The organism is Streptomyces mayteni, from assembly GCF_054783955.1.
Window position 1 is genome coordinate 17144 of the sequence record NZ_BAAGPR010000093.1, and the last position, 14952, is coordinate 32095.

Annotated in this window: 18 protein-coding genes; 11 read left to right on the plus strand and 7 right to left on the minus strand. The window is 72.6% G+C overall.

Annotation, left to right across the window (positions count from 1 at the left end; translation table 11 throughout):
- Window positions 1–68 precede the first annotated feature (68 nt).
- The 8 genes from ACYVPE_RS30230 to ACYVPE_RS30265 all read left to right on the plus strand — a co-directional run bounded on the left by ACYVPE_RS30230 (window position 69) and on the right by ACYVPE_RS30265 (window position 6028).
- Window positions 69–611, plus strand: coding sequence for a GNAT family N-acetyltransferase (locus tag ACYVPE_RS30230; RefSeq protein ID WP_461036933.1), 543 nt, complete (start codon window positions 69–71; stop codon window positions 609–611).
- A gap of 110 nt (window positions 612–721) precedes the next feature.
- Complete coding sequence (locus ACYVPE_RS30235) at window positions 722–934, plus strand: hypothetical protein (protein WP_461036934.1); 213 nt, start codon at window positions 722–724, stop codon at window positions 932–934.
- The gene (locus ACYVPE_RS30240; RefSeq protein ID WP_461036935.1) at window positions 927–1451 is read left to right on the plus strand and encodes a DUF6879 family protein; all 525 of its coding nucleotides are present in this window, start codon (window positions 927–929) and stop codon (window positions 1449–1451) included. The genes ACYVPE_RS30235 and ACYVPE_RS30240 overlap by 8 nt, the downstream gene beginning before the upstream one ends.
- 29 nt (window positions 1452–1480) lie before the next feature.
- On the plus strand, window positions 1481–2329 hold the full coding sequence (locus ACYVPE_RS30245; RefSeq protein ID WP_461036936.1) for a helix-turn-helix domain-containing protein: 849 nt from the start codon (window positions 1481–1483) through the stop codon (window positions 2327–2329).
- Between the two features lie 99 nt (window positions 2330–2428).
- A complete protein-coding gene (locus ACYVPE_RS30250; protein WP_461036937.1) occupies window positions 2429–2662 on the plus strand; it encodes a DUF397 domain-containing protein in 234 nt (77 codons plus the stop codon).
- Window positions 2659–3060 (plus strand): hypothetical protein, encoded by a 402-nt coding sequence (locus ACYVPE_RS30255; RefSeq protein WP_461036938.1) that lies wholly within the window; start codon window positions 2659–2661, stop codon window positions 3058–3060. The genes ACYVPE_RS30250 and ACYVPE_RS30255 overlap by 4 nt, the downstream gene beginning before the upstream one ends.
- A gap of 40 nt (window positions 3061–3100) precedes the next feature.
- A complete protein-coding gene (locus ACYVPE_RS30260; protein WP_461036939.1) occupies window positions 3101–3478 on the plus strand; it encodes an effector-associated constant component EACC1 in 378 nt (125 codons plus the stop codon).
- A gap of 6 nt (window positions 3479–3484) precedes the next feature.
- Window positions 3485–6028 (plus strand): caspase, EACC1-associated type, encoded by a 2544-nt coding sequence (locus tag ACYVPE_RS30265; protein WP_461036940.1) that lies wholly within the window; start codon window positions 3485–3487, stop codon window positions 6026–6028.
- A 4-nt stretch (window positions 6029–6032) separates the two neighbouring features.
- On the opposite strand, the gene ACYVPE_RS30270 is transcribed toward ACYVPE_RS30265, so the two are convergent.
- The 3 genes from ACYVPE_RS30270 to ACYVPE_RS30280 all read right to left on the minus strand — a co-directional run bounded on the left by ACYVPE_RS30270 (window position 6033) and on the right by ACYVPE_RS30280 (window position 9665).
- Entirely contained in the window at window positions 6033–7046 is a 1014-nt protein-coding gene (locus tag ACYVPE_RS30270; protein WP_461036941.1) for a LacI family DNA-binding transcriptional regulator, read from the minus strand.
- Window positions 7047–7108: 62 nt separating this feature from the next.
- The gene (locus tag ACYVPE_RS30275; protein ID WP_461036942.1) at window positions 7109–8842 is read right to left on the minus strand and encodes a serine/threonine-protein kinase; all 1734 of its coding nucleotides are present in this window, start codon (window positions 8840–8842) and stop codon (window positions 7109–7111) included.
- 52 nt (window positions 8843–8894) lie between these two features.
- Window positions 8895–9665, minus strand: a complete 771-nt coding sequence (locus ACYVPE_RS30280; protein ID WP_461036943.1) for a phosphotransferase — start codon at window positions 9663–9665, stop codon at window positions 8895–8897.
- Window positions 9666–9733: 68 nt separating this feature from the next.
- Here ACYVPE_RS30280 and ACYVPE_RS30285 point away from each other — a divergent pair, with 68 nt between their 5' ends.
- Window positions 9734–10942, plus strand: a complete 1209-nt coding sequence (locus tag ACYVPE_RS30285; RefSeq protein ID WP_461036944.1) for an MFS transporter — start codon at window positions 9734–9736, stop codon at window positions 10940–10942.
- Here the strand turns inward: ACYVPE_RS30285 and ACYVPE_RS30290 are convergent.
- Window positions 10912–11307 (minus strand): winged helix-turn-helix transcriptional regulator, encoded by a 396-nt coding sequence (locus ACYVPE_RS30290; RefSeq protein ID WP_461036945.1) that lies wholly within the window; start codon window positions 11305–11307, stop codon window positions 10912–10914. The genes ACYVPE_RS30285 and ACYVPE_RS30290 overlap by 31 nt on opposite strands.
- Window positions 11308–11459: 152 nt before the next feature.
- On the opposite strand from ACYVPE_RS30290, the gene ACYVPE_RS30295 reads away from it, so the two are divergent.
- Together ACYVPE_RS30295 and ACYVPE_RS30300 are read left to right on the plus strand one after the other, a co-directional pair.
- Window positions 11460–12305 carry an NAD(P)H-binding protein gene (locus ACYVPE_RS30295; RefSeq protein WP_461036951.1) on the plus strand — a complete coding sequence of 282 codons (846 nt, stop codon included), beginning with the start codon at window positions 11460–11462 and terminating at the stop codon, window positions 12303–12305.
- A 101-nt stretch (window positions 12306–12406) separates the two neighbouring features.
- Window positions 12407–13618 (plus strand): MFS transporter, encoded by a 1212-nt coding sequence (locus tag ACYVPE_RS30300; protein WP_461036946.1) that lies wholly within the window; start codon window positions 12407–12409, stop codon window positions 13616–13618.
- Between the two features lie 60 nt (window positions 13619–13678).
- Here the strand turns inward: ACYVPE_RS30300 and ACYVPE_RS30305 are convergent, their stop codons facing one another.
- The 3 genes from ACYVPE_RS30305 to ACYVPE_RS30315 form a co-directional block, all read right to left on the minus strand.
- Entirely contained in the window at window positions 13679–14071 is a 393-nt protein-coding gene (locus tag ACYVPE_RS30305; protein WP_461036947.1) for a type II toxin-antitoxin system VapC family toxin, read from the minus strand.
- Complete coding sequence (locus tag ACYVPE_RS30310) at window positions 14068–14295, minus strand: FitA-like ribbon-helix-helix domain-containing protein (RefSeq protein WP_461036948.1); 228 nt, start codon at window positions 14293–14295, stop codon at window positions 14068–14070. Before ACYVPE_RS30310 ends, ACYVPE_RS30305 begins: the two co-directional genes overlap by 4 nt.
- 72 nt (window positions 14296–14367) lie before the next feature.
- Window positions 14368–14895 (minus strand): GNAT family N-acetyltransferase, encoded by a 528-nt coding sequence (locus ACYVPE_RS30315; RefSeq protein WP_461036949.1) that lies wholly within the window; start codon window positions 14893–14895, stop codon window positions 14368–14370.
- Window positions 14896–14952 lie beyond the last annotated feature (57 nt).

Sequence of the window (14952 nt, forward strand, 5' to 3'; positions counted from 1 at the left end):
CGTATGCACGTTCATCTCCTCATCGGGTAATCATGCCAGCGGCGCGAAACGGCCCGACTGCTGCGAGGATGACGCGTATGACCGAGGTGCGCACCACCCACACCGCCGATCTGGACCCCTCCACGCTCACCGCCGCGCGTGCCCTGCTCGACGAGGCGTTCGAAGGGGACTTCAGCGATCACGACTGGGAACACTCGCTGGGCGGCATGCACGCCATGCTCTGGGACGGCGACGAACTCGTCGGCCACGCCTCCGTCGTCCAGCGCCGCCTCCTCCTCGCCGGCCGCGCGCTGCGCACCGGCTACGTCGAGGCCGTCGCCGTGGCCGCCGCCCACCGGCGCAACGGCCACGGCGCCCAGCTGATGTCCGAGGTCGAACGGGTCATCCACGGCGCGTACGACCTCGGCGCGCTCTCCGCGAGCGACGAAGCGCACGACTTCTACGCCACCCGCGGCTGGCGCCGCTGGCAAGGCCCCACCTTCGCCGTCACCCCCATGGGCATCGCCCGCACCGAGGACGACGACGGCGGCGTCTACGTCCTCCCGGTCACCGTCACCCCCGACCTCGCCGGCGAGATCACCTGCGACTGGCGCGACGGCGACGTCTGGTGACCTACCCGCTGGCGCGGAGCCCGCAAGTTGGCGCAAGTTCGTGGTGACGGTGGGTTGTTGGCGGCAAGCTGTGCGTGGCGGGCCGTGCGGCCCGCGGAGAGGAGCGCGCTGTGGCGCTGCACAAGCTGGGCAAGGATCCGGAGAGCATGAACGGGCAATCGCCGACGCTCTACCACGACGACGTGCGGGACACCTACCTGATGCAGTCCTGGAAGGTGACGGACGACGAGCGGCTGTCCCAGATGGACATTCCGGACCACGAGACCGTGATCGAGTTCCCGCGCCGGATGATGCAGTTCTTCCCGGAGGCCAAGAGTGACTGAGATCCCCTCCTTCGAGGAGCTGTTCAACGCCTGTCAGGCGTCCGCGGTGCACCTGGAGATGCGCGACGGCTACATGAAGTCCGACCCGAGCTACGTGGCTTGGGCGCAGGGCGAACGGGAATCCATCCGCGATCTTGACCCGGAATCGCGGCCGTGGCTCAGCCTCATGCGTAAGTCCACGGGGAGGGGCGTGGCCGTTCGCCGCGCCCGTATCGTGTCCGAGCCGGTCAGCGACTACATCCGGTTCGAGCATTACCTCACGGACCCCAACGTGGCGGCCGGCGAACAAGTCCGCTGGCTGCCTCGCCGACGAGCCACCGACCTGGTGCTCCCGGGGAACGACTTCTGGGTGTTCGATGAGCAGACCCTGCTTGTCAACCACTTCGACGGCGAGGGCGAATCGGCGCCCGAACCGCATGAGCTGATCACGGAGCCGGAGGTGGTGAAGCTCTGCGTGACAGCCTTCGAGGCGGTCTGGAGTCGAGCTGTTCCGCATGAGGAGTACCGGCTCACCTGAGCTTGCCGTAAAACCTGCACACTGGACCCGTGCCCTCATCAACCAGTGTTCAGGAAGCCAGGAAGGCCCTCAGCCAGCGACTGCGTGAGATTCGGAAGGATTCCGGTATCACCGCGCGGGAGCTGGCTCGCAGGGCCGGTTGGCATGAGTCGAAGTGCTCACGTTTCGAGAACGCCAAAGCCACTCCCTCGGATGCGGACATCCGGATCTGGGCCAGCATCTGCGGCGCCGACGAGGAGACGGAGAATCTGATTGCCGCGGCCCGTGGCATAGAGGGCATGTACGTAGAATGGCAGCGGTTGTGCCGTACCGGCCTTCGGCAGATCCAGGAAAGCAAGGTTCCGATCTTCGAGCGGACTCAACGCTTTCGGATCTACGAACCCGGCGTCATTCCGGGTCTCCTGCAGACGGCTGAATACGCCAAGGCCCTGATGGGGGCAATCATCGTGTTCCAACGGCTTCCCGACGACACCGAGGAGGCTGTTCGAGCCCGGCTGTCGCGGCAGCGGGTCCTGCACGAGGGCGATCACCGGATCGCGGTGCTGCTTGAGGAGTCAACGCTGCGGGCTCGCATCGGCGGAGCCGAAGTGATGGCGGCCCAACTCGGTCACCTCCTGGTGGCGGCGGCACTGCCACGCGTCAGCATCGGAGTTATCCCGTCGACCGTTGATCGTCAGATGTGGCCGGTCGAGGGCTTCTGGATCTACGACGAGGACCAGGTGGTCGTCGAACTGGCAACCGCCGAGGTCACGATCACCCAACCCCGAGAAATCTCGCAGTATGCGAGGACCTTCGCGGCACTTGCGGACATGGCGGTCTACGGACCAGCGGCCCGTTCCGTTATCGCCGAAGCCATCACTGCGCTTTCCCGGGCCTGATCGCAAGTTCCCGCACATTCCTGGTTGGTCAGTTCCTCCCCTCCCTACCTTCCTGTTCGTCGGCATTCCGCCGCACCACAGAACAGGAAGGTGCCAGCCATGGCATTCACCCCCGACCTCTACGCCTTCGACCTCACCGGGGCCGCCTTCACCGCCGCCTGCGGCGGCAACCACCCCGACGGGCCGGAGACGTGCCTCACGCTCGCGCCCATCCCCGGCGTCGCGGACGCCTACGCGCTCGGTGACAGCAAGCGGCCGGACGTGGCGCCGCTCCGCTTCACGGCGGCGGAGCTGGCCGCCGCCGGGGTCGACCCGGGCCGCTTCCGCCCGTGAGGCACGTGCACGCGTACTCCTGGTCAGGTCGGCGCGCCGACTTCGACCGGGAGGCCGAGCGTCGGCCCGACCATCCGGCGTTCGCCGCCGCCGAGGTACCGCCGATGCGGGTGGCCGACTGGTTGCGGAAGCCGCCGCGGCTCGTGCGGGGGACGTTCACCGAGCCGCGGGCGGCCGTCGACTGGCTGGCCGAGCGGGTCAGGGAGCAGGCGGTCGAGAGCCGGCCGCCGCTCGGCGTTCGGCAGGCGTACGCGCTGTCCACGCTCGGCTGGGGCGGCGACGTCAGCTGGGGCTACTACACCGGCGGCACCGGATTTCTCTCCCTGGCGCTGGTGAGTTGCCCGAACCGGGCCGAGCCGGAGCTGCCGTGCCCGGCTCCGGCGGGTGAGGGCGGCTAGAGTTGGTGCCTTGCTGTGCGTACGGGGAGGCATGGTGGCGGTGGCGGGGATTTCTGTCGGGTTGGTGCTCGACACGGGGGACGGCGATCCCGAACACGTCGAGGAGCAACTCCAGTACCTGCTGGCCGAGTTGAGTCAGTTGGAGCTCGACAGCATCGACCGGGCGCCCTCGCCCCACCCACCCCCCGCCCGCACCCGCGGCCTGGAGGCCGCGGAGCTGGGCGCGTTGGTGATCGGTCTCGGCGGGGGCGGCGCGCTGCTTCCCGTGTTGCTCGGTCTCGTGCAGGACTGGCTGAACCGGCGCCGGGCCGGCACCATCCGGATCAGGATCGGCGACGACGAGATCGAACTCACCGCGTCCACCGACGAGATGCGGCAGCGCGCCCTGGAGGAGTTCCTCCGCCGCCACCGGGACTGAGCCGCCGTGGCGAAACGCGCCCTGATCATCGGGAACAGCCGGTACGACGACGGCCACTTCGCCACGCTGCCGGCGGCCACCGCGGACGCGGCCGCGCTGGCCGAGGTGCTCGGCGACCCCGGCATCGGCGGCTTCGAGGTCGACACGCTCGTCGACGTCGAACAGCGCCCGGCGCTGCGGGCCCTCGAATCCCTCTTCCATCAGGCGAAGCCGGACGACCTGCTCCTCCTCCACCTGTCGCTGCACGGCTGGAAGGACCTGCGGAATCGGCTGCACTTCGTCATGCGGGACACCGAGCGGGACTTCCCGGGAGCCACGGCCGTCCCCGCCGACCTGGTCGGCGACTGGATGAGCGCCAGCCGCTGCCGGAGCATCGTCGTCCTCCTCGACTGCTGCTACAGCGGGGCCTTCGCGATGAACGCGCGGCGCCGCGACGGCGGGACGCCCACCGTCGACGTCGCCGAGCCCTTCGCCGGCAACGGCCGCGTCGTCCTCACGGCCTCCACCGCCCTCCAGTACGCCCACGAGGACGACCAGGGCGTCCAGTACAGCCGCACGCCGGCCGGGCCATCCGTCTTCACGTCGGCCGTGGTGGCCGGGCTGCGCGACGGCTCCGCCGACCTGGACGGCGACGGGCTCGTGTCGGTCGCCGAGCTCTACGACTACGTGCACGACCGGGTGCGGGCGCGGATCGCCGGCCAGACACCGACCCTCAGCGTGGACAGCGCACAGGGCACCATCCACCTGGCCCGCAACCCACGGCACGGCGACCTCGACCACCTCGCGGAGATGCGGGGCGCCGTGCGCGACCCGCAGGTCTGGAAGCGCGTCGGCTCCCTGCACCTCGTCGAGCGACTGCTGGGCAGCGTCCACGAGCACACCCGGGACGCGGCGCGGTCGGCACTGCTCGGGCTGACCGCCGACCCGGACGCCGAAGTGGCCCGGCAGGCACGGGAGTTGTGGCACCGGCGCGGGTTCGGGGAGATCCCGGAGGTGCGTGCCTCCCGCTCCTCGCGATCGAGGGGGCGCAAGCCGCCGCACCGGCACTGGCTCGGCATCGACTTCGGTACCACGAACTCGGCGATGGGCTTCCTCGACGGCGGGGACGTCCGGCTGATCCCCAACGCCGAGGGGGCGCCGACGACGCCCAGCCAGGTGGCCATCACCGCCGGAGGCGGGATCCTGGTGGGCGCGGCGGCCAAGCGGCAGGCGATCACCAACCCCGACCACACGGCGCGGGCGGCGAAACTGAGGCTCGGCACGGACTGGAGCATCACGCGGGGCGACGTGCGGCTGACGGCGGAGGACGTCGCGTCGCTGATCCTCGCCCGGCTGCGGGAGGACGCCGAGGCCCACCTCGGCGGGCCACTCGGCGGGGTGATCCTGACGGTGCCCGCCGGCTTCGGGCTCCACCAGCGGGCCGCGCTGGCGCAGGCCGGCGAACGGGCGGGGCTCCGCATCGGCCGGATCATCAACGAACCCACGGCCGCCGCGATGACGTACGGCCTGAACCGGGGCGACAGCACCGCGCTGATCTTCGACCTCGGCGGCGGCACGCTCGACGTCTCGCTCATCGAGGTCGGCGACGGCGTCGTGGAGGTCAAGGCGACGGCCGGCGACAACCACCTCGGCGGCGAGGACTGGGACCTGGTGATCGTCCACCACCTGGTCGACCGGGTACAGCGGCGGCACGGCGTGGATCTCACCGACGACGTCGCGGCGGTCCAGCGACTGCGCGAGGCGGCCGAGGCGGCGAAGATCGAGCTGTCGGCCGCGCGCACCACGTCACTCCGGCTGCCCTACCTCGCCACCGGTCCGCACGGCCCGCTGCATCTCGAAGAGGAGCTGACCCGTGAGGCGTTCGAGAAGCTCAGCGCGGATCTGCTGGAACGCTGCCGGACCCCCGTCGACCGGGCCTTCGGGGACGCCGAGCTGAGGCTCTCCGACATCGACCGGGTGATCCTCACGGGCGGCGCCACCCGGATGCCGGCGGTGGGCGAATTCGTCCGCCGACTCGCGGGAGGCCGACAGCCCTACCGCGGCCTGATCCCGGAGGGCGTCGCGACGGGTGCCGCACTCCAGGCCGGCGTCCTGACCGGTGCGGTGAAGGACGTCCTGCTTCTCGACACCTACTCCACGTCCATCGGCGTCGAGGTGCGCGGGGGAATCACGGCGAAGCTGTTCCAGCGGAACACGACGATCCCGACGAGGCGGAGCGAGGTCTTCACCACGCACCGGGACGAGCAGCCCTCGGTGGTCCTGCGCTTCGTCGAGGGCGAGCATGAGGAGGTGACGGGGAACCGGACCCTCGCCGTCCTCGAACTGGCGCTCGCTCCCGTCCCCCGGGGCGCGCCCGTGATCGAGGTGGGCGTCGACCTTGACCTCAACGGCGTGCTGCACGTCTCGGCCAAGGACCTGGGCAGCGGGAACACGGTCTCCAGCACCGTCGATCACACCACCGCGAAGCGGGCGCTCGCCCTCGTCAGCTCGCCCCGCTGGGCCGAACTGCGCGGCCTCACCCCCGTGTGGCCGGAGCCCCCCGCCCCGTAGGCGGTCAGGCCGACTGGCGGATGACGAGGCTGGTGTCGCAGATGACCGGGGCCTCGGCCTCGGCCGCCCCGCCGATCCTGGCCAGCAGCAGCTCGACCATCCGCCGGCCCATCACCTCGGTCGGCTGGTGCACGGTGGTGAGCGCCGGCTGGGCCTGGGACGTCACGACCGCGTCCTCGAAGCCGACCACCGCGACGTCGTCGGGCACCCGCCTGCCCTGCTCCTCGAGCGCCCACAGGGCGCCGACCGCCATGTTGTCCGAGGCGGCGAACACCGCGTCCAACGCCGGTTCGGCGTCGAGCAGTCGGCGCATGGCCAGCATCCCGCCCGAGACGCTGAAGTCGCCGTGGGCCACCAACTCCCGGCGGCCGTCGAGCGCGTCGCGGTAGCCGGCGAGGCGGTCGATGCCGGCGGTGGTCTCCTGGGGGCCGGCGATGGTGGCGATCCGCCGACGGCCCTGGCCGAGCAGGTACGCGGTGGCGCGCCGCGCGCCGTCCCGGTTGTCGGCGTCCACGTACCCCGTCGGCACCGGGCGCGGGCCGCGACACGGGCGGCCGCCCAACACGGTGGGGATGCCGTGGCGTTCGAGCTCGTCGACGAGGGGGTCCTCGCACACCAGCGAGATCATCAGCACGCCGTCCACTCGCTGCGCACGCAACTGGTCGGCCAGGTCGGCGCGTTCCTCGGGCGACCTGGTGAGCCGAAGCGTCAGCGAGAGGCCGGCCTCCTCGGCGGCCGAGCTGATGCCGCCCACGATCTGGCCGAAGTACGGCTGCTCGAACTGCCGCCCGGCCTCCTCCGACATGACCAGCGCGACGGTGCCGGTGCCGGTGTGACGGGCGGCCAGCGCGCTGGCCGCGCGGTTCCGTACGTAGCCGAGCTCGTCGATCGCTCGGCGCACGGCCCGCCGGGCGTGCTCGCTCACGCTGCCGGAACCGTTGATCACCCGGGACACCGTGCCGCGGCCCACCTTGGCGTGGGCGGCGACCTGTTCGATGGTGGGACGTCGTTGGTGCACCGGACGAACGTACCGCAGAGCGGGTGGGGTGGGGCGGGCCAGTCGTGGTCGGTCTGTCCCGGTCAGTCGCCCAGCAGGGCCTGGCGGGCCTTGCGGGTGCGGCGGGTGCCGTGGGCGTTGCGCAACTGGTCGAGCAGGGCGAGGCGTTCGTCCACCGCCTCGTCGAGGGCGGCGAGCGCTTCGCAGGCGGCGACGGTGAGCGAGTGCGCCGGGCCGAGACGCGCGGCCGCCTCCAGGACGACCGGGCACAGCATGGCGATCGCCTCGGCGGTCTCGCCGGCCTCGGCCGCGATCTCGCCCCACTGGTAGCGGGCCATCAATTGTGGCCACTCACCGGACCGGTAGTCGTCCCTGACGAGCGGGACGACGGTCCTGATCGTCCGCAGGGCCTCGGCGGAGTGGCCCTCGCGGGCGAGGGCCCAGGCCAGTTCGGTGCGGAGGTCGAGCCCGGCGCGGGTGTCGGCGGCGCCGACGGCGGTCAGGTCCTGGACGGCGCGGTGGAGGGTGTGGGCGGAGGTGTGTTCCGGCTGGTAGGCGTGCTCGACCTCGGCGAACGCGAGCGTCGTCCACTGGCTCAACGGGTCGCCCACCGGGCCGAGTTCGTCGGTGAGCTGGCGGAGCAGCCAGCGAGCCCGGCCGTGGTCGCCGGTCTGGCGGCAGCAGGAGGCGAGGAGCGTCCTGGCCGCGAGGGTGGTGCGGTCGCGCGAGCCAAGGGAGTGGGCGGCGTCCGGGATGAGCTGTTCGAGGAGCGCCGTGGCCTGGTCGGGGGCGACCGTCGCCGTGCCCTGCGCCTGGGCGAGGCGGGCGTCGAGCGACGCGCGGACGTCGGTCGCCGGCGGGACGGCGGGCGCGGTCGCGGGTGGGGCGGCGGCGACCGTCGGCGGGTGGACGGGGCGGGCCGGCACCGGAGGCACGACGACCGTGGGGGTCGGGCTCGCGCTCTGGCTCGCGCTCTGGGCGGCGCTCGGGTTGGCGCCGGCGAGGGCGCGGAGGGCGTCCCGGACGGTGGCCGCGTCGGCCGGGCGGTCGGCCGGGTTCTTGGCCAGCAGGTTCCACACCAGACCGTCGAGGGCCGGGGACATCCCGAGGGCGGGCGGCGGCTGGTGGACGTGGTGGAAGAGCACCTGCACCGGGCCGAGCGAGGCGGGGAACGGCGGCCGGCCGGTGAGCAGGGCGTGCAGCAGGCAGCCGAGCGCGTACAGGTCGGTGCGGCCGTCGAGGTCCTGGGAGCCGAGGCACTGCTCGGGCGCCATGTACTCGACGGAGCCGACGACCACGCCCGAGGCGGTCAGCCGGGTGTCGCCGACGCCGTGCGAGAGGCGGGCGATGCCGAAGTCCAGCAGCTTGGCCAGCCCGTGGGTGATCATGACGTTGGCCGGCTTGAGGTCGCGGTGCACGATGCCGACCTCGGGCGCGTGCACGGCGGCCAGCGCGTCGGCGACCTGCGCGGCCCACTCCAGGGCGCGCGTCAACGGCGGCCGCCCGGCGGCCAGTTCGGCCGCGAGGGAGCGGCCGGGCAGCAGCTCCATCACGACGTAGACGGCGGGCGTGCCGTCGACGTCGACCCGGTTGCTGTCGTGGACGGCGACGATGTGCGGGTGGGTCAGCCGGCCGGCGGCCCGCGCCTCGCGTTCCAGCCGGCCGAGGAGCACCGGATCCGCCACGTCCCGCACCGTCTTGACGGCCACCTCGCGCCCCAGGCGCAGATCGCGCCCGCGCCACACCTGCCCCATGCCGCCCTCGCCGAGCGGCGTCAGCAGCTCGTACCGGCCGTCGAGGACGATGCCCGCCCGCATGCCGAAGTCCTTCCCCCACCAGATGGTCGGGAACAGGGTAGAGGAGCGCCGGTCAGCGGTAGTCGCGCAGGCCGTCGGCCAACTCCCCCTCGTCGCCGTCCCGGTGGGCGGCGAGCGCCTGCTGCAACGCGAACGAGCCCCGGATGACGGGGACCCGGGCGGCGACGGCGGGGTCCTGGACCAGCCGGTCGAGCAGCGGCGGGCCGTAGGACGCGGCCAGGGCGGCCAGATCCTCGGCCTGGTCGCCGAGCGCGACCTCGTCCCAGTCGAGCACGCCGGCGAGGACCGGGAGGCCGTCCCGCCACTCCCAGAGCAGGTTCTCGCCGCCGAGGTCGCCGTGCACCACGGCGGAGTCCACGGCGGGGAGGGCGCGCAGCGCGGCGAGTTCGGCGTCGGCCCTGGCGCGGCCGGCCCGGCTCATCATGGGGTGGAGCTCGGCGACCACGGCGTCGGCGAAGTCCCGCCAGTGGGTGGCCCGTTGACGGGGCAGCCCGGCCGGGTCCGCGGCGGTGAGCCGGGCCAGCAGGGCGGGGAGCCGCGCCGCCACGGCGGCGAGGTCGGCGGCGGCGGCGCGCTCGGCGGCGGCCAGCGGCCGGCCGAGCAGCCGGGTGAGGGAGAGCCGCGGCGGGCCGGCGAGTTCGGCGATCGGCTCCGGGACGCGGACGCCGAGGTCGAGCGCCGCGACGGCCCGCAGCAGCGCGGCCCGGCGGGGCAGCCTGGCGGCCGCCGCCGGGGTGCGGGGGTGGCACACCACGTGGTCGGCGTGGAGCTCGACCCGGTGGAACTGGCCCTCGACGAGGACGCCGCGATGTTCGATCGCCATGGCGCCAGGGTAACGACTGAACCTGGTGGGGCGATGTCGGGAACGGGAGTACGAAGGAAGGGCGACGGATGCCGAGTGGACTCATCGCGCTGGCACTCGGCGGCTTCGGTATCGGCCTCACCGAGTTCCTGATCGCCGGGCTCTTGCCGCAGGTCGCGTCGAGCTTCGGGGTGTCCGAGGCGGCCGCCGGCTGGCTGATCTCCGGCTACGCGCTGAGCGTCGCGGTCGGCGCCATCGCGCTGACCGCCGCCACGGCGCGGCTGCCGCGGAAGACGATCCTGGTCGGCCTGGTGGCGCTGTTCGTCGTCGGCAACCTGCTCTCCGCGGTCGCCCCCAACTACGCGGTGATGATGCTCGGTCGGATCGTCGCGGCGCTCTGCCACGGCTCGTTCTTCGGCATCGGCTCGCTGGTGGCCCGCGCCCTGGTCGCGCCGGAGCGCAAGTCCCGCGCGGTGGCGATCATGTTCGCCGGGCTGACGCTCGCGAACGTGCTCGGGGTGCCGTTCGGCGCGCTGGTCGGCGAACGCTGGGGCTGGCGGGCGGCGTTCTGGGCGGTCACCGGGATCGGCGTACTCGCGCTGGCCGGCATCGTCGCCCTCGTCCCCGCCCGGGCCGGCGAGGCGCCGACGTCGAAGGAACCGAGCGGCCTGCGCGACCAGTTCCGCGCGTTCCGCTCCTGGCAGGTCTGGCTGACCCTGACGGCGACCGCGCTCGGCTACGGCGCGATGTTCGGCGCGTTCAGCTATCTCGCCTACACGTTCACCGAGGTCAGCGGCTTCTCCTCGGGGGACGTCGCCTGGCTGCTGATGGTCTACGGCGTCGGCCTGGTCGCCGGCAACCTGATCGGCGGGCGCGCGGCCGACCGGGACCGCGACCGCGCCCTGGTGCTCGCCCTGCTCGGACTCACCGTCACCCTCGCCCTGTTCGGCCTGCTCGCCGCCAGCCCCGTCGCCTCCGTGGCGCTGGTGTTCCTGCTCGGGGTGTTCGGGTTCGCCAGCGTGCCCGGCATGATCACCCGGGTCACGGACGTGGCAGGCGGGGCGGCCCTGGCCGCCAGCGCCAACGTGTCCGCGTCCAACGTCGGCAACGCGCTCGGCGCCTGGCTCGGCGGCCTGGCCATCAGCGCGGGCCTCGGCTACGCGGCGCCGCTGTACGTCGGCGCCGGCATCGCGCTGGCCTCCGTCGCCGTCATGGTCGTCGCCGCGCGCACGGCACCCGAGCGGGCCCGGGAGGCTTGTCCTGACGGTCAGGAACGCGGCGCGCCCGTCGCGTCGTAGTCCTGCCTGGCCACCTCGACCCGGTCGAGGTTGGCGCCCGCCCACTCGGCGAGATGCGCGAAGAGCGGGGCCAGGCTCAGGCCGAGCTCGCTGATCTCGTACTCGACGCGCGGCGGCACCTCGGGGTGGTAGGTGCGGGTGATCAGCCCGTCCCGCTCCAGCTGGCGCAGGCGCTGGGTCAGCACCTTGGGCGTGATCCCGGTGATGCGCCGCTCCAATTCCACGAACCGCTGCCGCCCGAAGGCGTGCAGCGACCAGAGGATCGGCGTGGTCCACCGGCTGAACACGATGTCGACGACCGGGCTGATCGGACAGGCCAGCGCCGGGTCGCTCCCGGCGACGGCCATGGCCGGGACCGGAGCCATGGCCGGGACCGGGGCTCGGCTCGTGCTGTCGGCCATCCCGCCACACCCCTCTGAGGTAGTCACTTTCCTGTAGGTACCTACTATACCGAGGCTGTTAGCGTCACCGGTGTCGCGGAGAGAACGCGACGAAACGGACATGGAGCGTGATGAACATGATCGTGGTGACGGGTGCGACCGGGAACGTCGGACGCGCGCTGGTGCGGACCCTCTCGGCGGCCGGCGAGGCGGTGACGGCGGTCTCGCGCGGCGTCTCCGCCGCCGACGTGCCGGCCGGCGTCCTGGCCAGGCCGGGCGACCTGACCCGGCCGGAGAGCCTGCGGCCGGCCCTCGACGGCGCCGACGCGCTGTTCCTGCAGAGCGGCGGGGCCAGCGCCGTCCGGCTGAACGCGCCGGAGCTGCTCGACCTCGCCAAGGCCGCCGGCATCCGGCGGGTGGTGCTGCTGTCCTCGGTCGGCGTGGCGACCAGGCCGGAGTCGCCGTCGCACGGCGGCGTCCTCGGCGGGATCGAGGAGGCCGTCAGGGGCGCCGGACTCGACTGGACCGTCCTGCGGCCGGGCGCCATCGCCTCCAACGCCCTCGCCTGGGCCGAGTCGGTGCGGTCGGAGCGGACCGTCGCGGCGCCGTTCGGCGACGTCGGCGTCCCGGCCGTCGACCCGGCCGACATCGCCGAGGTCGCCGCCGTGACCCTCCGCCGGGACGGCCACCAGGGGCGGACCTACACGCTCACCGGCCCCGAGCTCAGCTCGCCGCGCCAGCAGGCGGCCGCCATCGCGGCGGCACTCGGCGAGCCCGTGCGGTTCCACGAGTTGACCCCCGACGAGGCCCGCGCCGCCATGCTCAGGTTCATGCCGGAACCGGTGGTGGAGACGACGCTCACCGTGCTCGGCGCGCCCAACGCCGGCGAGACGGCGATCAGCCAGGACGTCGAGCGGGTCACCGGCCGCCAGGCCCGCCCGTTCGCTGCCTGGGCCCAGCGCAACGTGGCCGCCTTCCGGTAACCGAGGCTCGGTAGCCGAGGTCCGGTAGCCGAGGAGCCACCTGCTAAACTTTCGAAAATTCGCCTTCGGCACCCCGGAAGGGGCGGTCGGAGGCTTTTTTCATGCCTACTGACAATTCCGCGGACGGTCCGGCCGCCGCTCGCGCGGCCACCAAGGCCGCCGGTTACCGGGCCCTGCTCCGCGACCGCGAGTTCGCCGGCCTCCACCTGAGCTTCACGCTGACCGTCGTCGCGAGCACCCTGTCGGGCTTCGCCCTCGGCACCCTCGTCGACGAGCGGACCGGCTCCCCGTTCCTGACCGCCGTCAGCATGTACGGCGCCACCTTCGCCACCGTGCTCGGCGCGCTCACCCTGATGTCGGTCGCCGACGGGCACCGGCCGCGCCGCACGCTGGTCGCGCTCCAACTCCTCGCCCTGCTCGGCGTGGCCGCCCAGGCCATACCCGAACTGCCGCTGGCCGCGCGGTTCGGACTGCTCCTCGGCCTCGGCTTCTTCCAGTCCCTCGGCACCGGCACCCGGATGGGGCTGCTCGCCGAGGTGGTGCCCGACTCCGGCTACGCGCTGGCGCGTTCGCTGATGAACGTCACCGCCGGCGGCGTCATGATCCTCGGCTACGCCGCCGGCGCCGCGCTGCTGCGCTGGCTCAGCCCACAGGGCGTCTTCCTGGTCGCCGCCGCGCTCACCGGCCTCGCGCTCGTCGTGGTCGCGGCCACCGTCCGCGAACGGTCGATCCGCCTCACCAGGCGCCCCGGCCTGCGGCAGACCTGGCGCGCCAACCGCGAGCTGTTCTCGCACGGCGGTCGGCGGGCGCTGCTGCTCAACCTGTGGGTGCCGAACGGGCTGATCGTCGGCTGCGAGGCGCTCTTCATCCCTTACGCGCCCGGCAGCGCGGGCGTGCTGCTCGCCGCGACCTCGGCCGGGATGTTGCTCGGCGACCTGACCGTGGGACGGCTGCTGACCGCCGAGCAGCGGTGGTGCCTCGCGTTCCCGATGCGGCTGCTGCTCGCCGTCCCCTTTCTTCTCTTCGCCCTCCAACCCCCGCTGTGGATCCTGACGTTCGCCGTCCTCACGGCCAGCTTCGGGTTCCCCGCCACGCTGGCGCTCCAGGAGCGGCTGCTGGCACTCACCCCCGAGGGCACCAGGGGCCAGACCCAGGGCGTCGAGGCCGCCGGCCGGCTGACCTGGCAGGGACTCGGCGCGGCCACGGCCGGCGGCGTCGCCCAACTGGTCGGCACGGAGGCCGCGATCACGGCGATGGCGGTGGCCTCGATCGCCGTCACGGTCGCCTCCCGGCCGTTCGTGGCTCGGGCCTGAGGAAGCGGGTTGGGCGTTGCGGGCCATGGGCTATGGGCTATGGGCTGCGGGCTATGGGCCTCAGCCGATGGTGTCGATCGGGCACCGGGCGACGTTCGCGCGCTCGATGCGGGCGTCAGCCGTCACGAGGGTGCATCGCGAGTGTTCCGCGAGTGCGACGTAAGCCGCGTCGTACGCGGAGAGGTTCTGACGCAGCTCCCACACCCGACCGAAGAGCACGTACCCCGGCCTTCTCCTGATCAGCTGAGAGCCCATCAACGCGAGCACGGCACGCCCTTGTTCCGGGGTGATCTTGCCGCCTTGGGCCATGCCCCGGATGGCGTGTGCCACCTCGAAGTCGATCAGAGCGGGAGCGAGCAGGCGCTGCCCGGTGAGGCGTTTCGCCGCCTCTCTGCCGAGCTCGCCGCGGTGCGTGAGGGCCAGGACAAGAGCGGACGAGTCGACGACGATCACTCGCCCCTCCCGTCGTCGATGTAGCCAAGCAGTTCGTCGACGGTGTAGTCGGCGGTCGCGGACTCGCGAGCTCTGGCCAGTATGTCGTCGACCGTCGGCGTTCTGGCCTCCTCGATCAGCCGCTGTCGCAGATACTCGTTGAGCGACTGGTGCGAGTCCACGGCGCGGTGCTTGAGCGTCCGGTGGACATCGTCGGGTACGTCCTTGATCTGGATGTTGGCCATGCCGCCGACGCTAGCATGCGGAACGCATCCATGCATGCGTTCTGCATGTCGCCGCCTCGGTGAGGATCGGTCCTACTCGGCCGCCGACAGGCTTCGCTGCATCAGGATGGTGTCGAGCGCGCGGCCGTGCTTGACGCCGACGGCGCTCAGCCGGCCCGCGTCGGTGAAGCCGAACCTGCGGTGCAGCGCCGGGGACGCCGTGTTGTCGCCGGCGTCGGCGATCACGGCGATCAACTGCCGGACACCGGCCTCGGCGCAGGCGGTGATCAGTGCGTCGAGCAGCCGGCTGCCGAGGCCCTTCCCGGTGTGGTCGGGGGAGAGGTAGATCGAGTTCTCGGCGGTGTAGCGGTAGGCGTGCTGGGCCCGCCAGGGGCCGGCGTAGGCGAAGCCGGCGATCTCGCCGGTGGGGGCCTCGGCGACCAGGAAGGGGAGGCCGCGGGCGGTGACGTCGGTGAGCTTCCGCTCCCAGTCGGCGGGGGAGGGCGCGGTCTCCATGAAGGTGATGACCGTGTCGGTCACGTAGTGCGTGAAGAGCGCGGCGACGGCGTCCAGGTCCGCGGGGCGGGCGGGGCGGATGGGGAGGGGGGTGGTGTGGTGCATGCCGGCATCTAATCAGCGCGGGTTTTCCCCCACCCCCCCCCCCCTTGTTCGCGCTTC